General features: G+C 73.3%; 5 protein-coding genes. All 5 read right to left on the reverse strand.

Translation table 11 applies throughout. The annotated features are described in order from the left end of the window. Positions 1–45 precede the first annotated feature (45 nt). The 5 genes from A6Q81_RS01920 to dapE all read right to left on the reverse strand — a co-directional run bounded on the left by A6Q81_RS01920 (position 46) and on the right by dapE (position 4,056). Complete coding sequence (locus tag A6Q81_RS01920) at positions 46–636, reverse strand: hypothetical protein (protein ID WP_286689329.1); 591 nt, start codon at positions 634–636, stop codon at positions 46–48. Between the two features lie 85 nt (positions 637–721). Next, the gene (locus A6Q81_RS01925; protein WP_067855776.1) at positions 722–1,294 is read right to left on the reverse strand and encodes a DNA-3-methyladenine glycosylase I; all 573 of its coding nucleotides are present in this window, start codon (positions 1,292–1,294) and stop codon (positions 722–724) included. A 161-nt stretch (positions 1,295–1,455) separates the two neighbouring features. Next, entirely contained in the window at positions 1,456–2,274 is an 819-nt protein-coding gene (locus tag A6Q81_RS01930; RefSeq protein WP_286689330.1) for a TrmH family RNA methyltransferase, read from the reverse strand. 4 nt (positions 2,275–2,278) lie between these two features. Further along, the gene (locus A6Q81_RS01935; protein WP_286689331.1) at positions 2,279–2,998 is read right to left on the reverse strand and encodes an LOG family protein; all 720 of its coding nucleotides are present in this window, start codon (positions 2,996–2,998) and stop codon (positions 2,279–2,281) included. After that, complete coding sequence (dapE, locus tag A6Q81_RS01940; protein ID WP_286689332.1) at positions 2,995–4,056, reverse strand: succinyl-diaminopimelate desuccinylase; 1,062 nt, start codon at positions 4,054–4,056, stop codon at positions 2,995–2,997. Before dapE ends, A6Q81_RS01935 begins: the two co-directional genes overlap by 4 nt. Positions 4,057–4,202 lie beyond the last annotated feature (146 nt).

A 4,202-nucleotide genomic window follows, 5' to 3' on the forward strand; every position in this document is an offset into this window, starting at 1 on the left:
CCCCTGGTGCTGGGCGGGAGCCGGGGGTGTGGACGACGGCCGGGCTCAGGCGAGCCGGCGACGCTCCTCCGCCTGCTCCTGCCAGGCGAGCAGCTCGGTGCGCGCCTCGAGCTCGGCGCTCTGGCTGGCGGCCAGCTCGTCGCGGAGGCGACGCACCTCGGCGCGCGTGCTCTGGAGCGCGGACCGGGTCTGGGCGAGGTCGCCGTCGAGCAGCACCGTGCGCTCCTCGGCCGCGGCGTGCGCCGCCTCGGCCTGGGCGAGGGCGGCCTCGGCGGCCTCGACCTGGGAGACGAGCGCGGCGATCCGCTCGTCTCGACGCTCGACCTTGCCGGTCATCGTCTCGGCGAACGCGATCTGCTCACGGCCGCGACGCGTGGCCTCGCGGCTCCGGTCGTGAGCGGCGGTGGCGCGGTCGCGTGCCCAGTCGCGGCGCACCTGGGCGGTCTCGTTGGCGAGCAGACGCGCGGCGACGGAGCAGGCCGCGACGGCGTAGACGACCGCGGCCGCGAGCGCGACGACGGTCGAGACCACGATCGCCGCCGTGCCGGCGACGAGGGCGGACACGATGAGCACGACGGCGGCCAGGGTGCGCACCGAGCGCTGGCTGCGTCGATCGGCGGGACGGGAGGTGGTCATGGCGCCAGGGTAGGTCGGGCGGCGCGGTCGTCGTGGGAGGCGCACCGTGCCTGGTGGGACTGGTGGTGCGGGAGGGAGGAGGCGGCTACGACAGCGGCGGCGTGCGGCGGGCGAGGCACCCGACGAGGTGGTCGTCGACCATGCCGGTGGCCTGCATGAGCGCGTAGGCGGTCGTGGGCCCGACGAACTTCAGGCCACGGCGCTTGAGCTCCTTGGCGAGCGCGGTCGACTCGGCCGACGTCGCCGGCACGTCGGCGACCGTCCGCGGCGCGGGCGACGTGTCGGGCGCGAACGACCAGACGAGGTCGCTGAGGCTCTCGCCGAGGTCGAGCACGGCCCGCGCGTTGCTGATGGTGGCCTCGATCTTGGCGCGGTTGCGGACGATGCCCTCGTCGGTGAGGAGCCGCTCGACGTCGGCGTCGGCGAACCGTGAGACGAGCGCGGGCACGAAGCCGACGAAGGCCTCGCGGAACGCCTCGCGCTTGCGGAGGATGAGCGACCAGGACAGCCCCGACTGGAAGGCCTCGAGGCTGAGCCGCTCGAACATCGCCCGGTCGCCGCGCAGCTCACGACCCCACTCCTCGTCGTGGTAGCGGCGCAGTCTCGGGTCGTCGCCCCACGGGCAGCGCTCGAGGCCGTCGGGGCCGGTCACCGTCATGCGCCGATCCTGCCAGGCACGAGGAGCTCCTCGCTACGATGCGCCCGCCCTGCCGTCGCCGCTGGAACGGAGATTCCCAGGTCGACCTGGGAATCTCCCGCCAGGCGCGGTTTCCTCAGCGACGCCCGGAAAGCTCTCCGTGCTCCGCTGAGAGAACCGGGTCAGGCGTGTCGACGCTGGCGCGAGGCCTCGTAGAGCACGACCGACGTCGCGTTGGCCGCGTTCAGCGACGACGCCGTCCCCGTGATCGGGATGTGCACCATGACGTCGCAGATCTCGCGCCACGCGGCCGACAGCCCCCGCGTCTCGTTGCCGGTGACGACGACGGTCGGCGCCGTCAGGTCGGCGTCGGCCAGCTCGACCGGTCCGTCCTCGTCGGTGCCGACGACCTGCACCCAGCCGAGACGCGACCGGAGGTCCTCGACCCACGCGAGCACCTCGTAGGGCGAGCCGAGCCGGACGGTGGGCACCGTGAGCGCCGAGCCCGTCGACGCCCGCACGGCCCGCGGCTCGTAGGGGTCGCAGGCGTGGCCGCACACCACGAGCCCGCTGCCGCCGAACGCGTCGACCGACCGCGCGATGCTGCCGACGTTGCCGGGGCTGGTCGGCCGGTCGAGCACGACCGCGAGCAGGTCGGGGCCGGCGGGCAGCCGCGCGAGGTCGTCGGCCGGCTGCGCCACCACCAGCACCACCTCGGGACGGTCCTGCTCCTGCTCGGCCAGCTCGGCGAGGAGCTCGGCCGAGAGCGTGTACTGCTCGGCGCCTCGCCCTACGGCCCGCGCCACCGCCTCGCGGGCCCACTGCGACGGGTCGCGACGGTCGTCGTGCAGCACCGCGACGACCTCGAGCGGCGACTCGAGCGCGACGGACACCGGCCGGACGCCCTGGACGAGCAGCTGACGCAGCTGGGTGCGCTTGCGCCGGTTGGTCAGCATCGCCTCCCACTGCTGGAAGGCGGCGTTGCGCGACGTGACCCGCACGACGTCAGCTGGACGCGACGGCGTCGAAGTGCGCGACGGCCTCGTCGACGTCGTCGGTGAGCAGCAGGAGGTCGAGGTCGGACTCCTTGATCTTCCCGTCGGGGAGCATCGTCTGGCGCAGCCAGTCGACCAGGCCCTGCCAGTAGGCCGTGCCGAACAGCACGATCGGGAAGGTCGTCACCTTGCCCGTCTGGGACAGCGTGAGCGCCTCGAACAGCTCGTCGAGGGTGCCGAAGCCGCCGGGCATGACGACGTAGCCCTGCGAGTACTTCACGAACATCGTCTTGCGGACGAAGAAGTAGCGGAAGTTGATGCCGAGGTCGACCCACTCGTTGAGACCCTGCTCGTGCGGGAGCTCGATGCCCAGGCCGACCGACACGCCGCCGCACTCGCTGGCCCCGCGGTTGGCCGCCTCCATCGCACCGGGGCCGCCGCCGGTGATGACCGCGTACCCGAGCCCGCAGAGCTTCTCGGCCACCTCGCGCGCCTTCTCGTACATCGGGTCGTCGGGCGTGGTGCGCGCGGACCCGAACACGGCGACGGCCGGGCCGAGCTCGGACAGCGCACCGAAGCCCTCGACGAACTCGGACTGGATGCGCAGCACGCGCCAGGGGTCGGTGTGCACCCAGTCGGTCGGGCCGCGCGAGTCGAGCAGGCGCTGGTCGGTGGTGCTGCTGGGGACGTGGCCGCGGCGCAGGTGCACCGGGCCCTTCTGGTAGCTCATGCGGTCAGCCATCTCCTGAGGGCGTCCTCGACGGAACGCAGGTGCGCGACGGGGACGTGTTCGTCCTGCTTGTGGGCGTAGATCGGGTCGCCCGGTCCGTAGTTGACGGCGGGGATCCCGAGCTGCGTGAACTGCGCGACGTCGGTCCAGCCGAACTTCGGGCGCGGCTCGGCACCGAGCGTCTCGACGAACGCGGCCGCGGCGGGCTGGTCGAGACCGGGCAGCGCGCCGGGCGCGGAGTCGGTGACGGTCAGCTCGAAGCCGTCGAAGACCTCGCGCAGGTGCGCCAGCGCCTCGTCCTCGGACCGGTCGGGCGCGAAGCGGTAGTTGACCGTGACGATGGCGAGGTCGGGCACGACGTTGCCGGCCACCCCGCCGCTGATGCCGACGGCGTTGAGCCCGTCGCGGTACTCGAGCCCGTCGATGACGACGCGGCGCGGCTCGTAGTCGCGCAGGCGCACGAGCACCTCGGCGGCGTCGTGGATGGCGTTGTGACCGGTCCACGACCGCGCGGCGTGCGCACGCTCCCCTCGGGTGACGACGTCGACGCGGATCGTGCCCTGGCAGCCCGCCTCCACGGACGCGACGGACGGCTCCATGAGGATCGCGAAGTCGCCGGCGAGCAGCTCCGGACGTTCGCGCGCGAGCCGACCGAGCCCGTTGAACCGCGCGGCGATCTCCTCGGCCTCGTAGAAGACGTAGGTAACGTCGCGTACCGGCTCGGCGACGGTCGCCGCGAGCTGGAGCGCGACGGCGACGCCGCCCTTCATGTCGCAGGTGCCGAGCCCCCAGAGCGTGTCGCCGTCGAGACGCGTCGGGAAGTTGTCGTTCGCGGGGACGGTGTCGAGGTGCCCGGCGATCACCACCCGCTCCGCCCGACCGAGGTCGGTGCGGGCCACCAGCGTGCGCCCGTCGCGCACGACCGTCAGGTGCGGCGCCGCGAGCAGCACCGCCTCCACCGCGTCGGCGATCTCGGCCTCGTCGAGGCTCTCCGACGCGATGTCGCAGAGGTCCGCGGTGAGCTGGACGATGTCGCGGGTCGGGTCGAGCACGGCCATGGCGCCCACTCTAGGGCGCGGTTGCCTGTCCCCCGCGGGTGCGTCGGTGTGGCTTCTCGTCGACCTGCGGCTGCGTCGGGGCGGCTTCGTGCTCGGGTGGGGCTGCGCTGGCGCGGCTTCGACTCGTCCTGCGCTCCGAAAGGGCC

Origin of the sequence: Aeromicrobium sp. REDSEA-S38_B2 (genome assembly GCF_001628525.1) — a bacterium.
GTDB lineage: Bacteria > Actinomycetota > Actinomycetes > Propionibacteriales > Nocardioidaceae > Aeromicrobium > Aeromicrobium erythreum.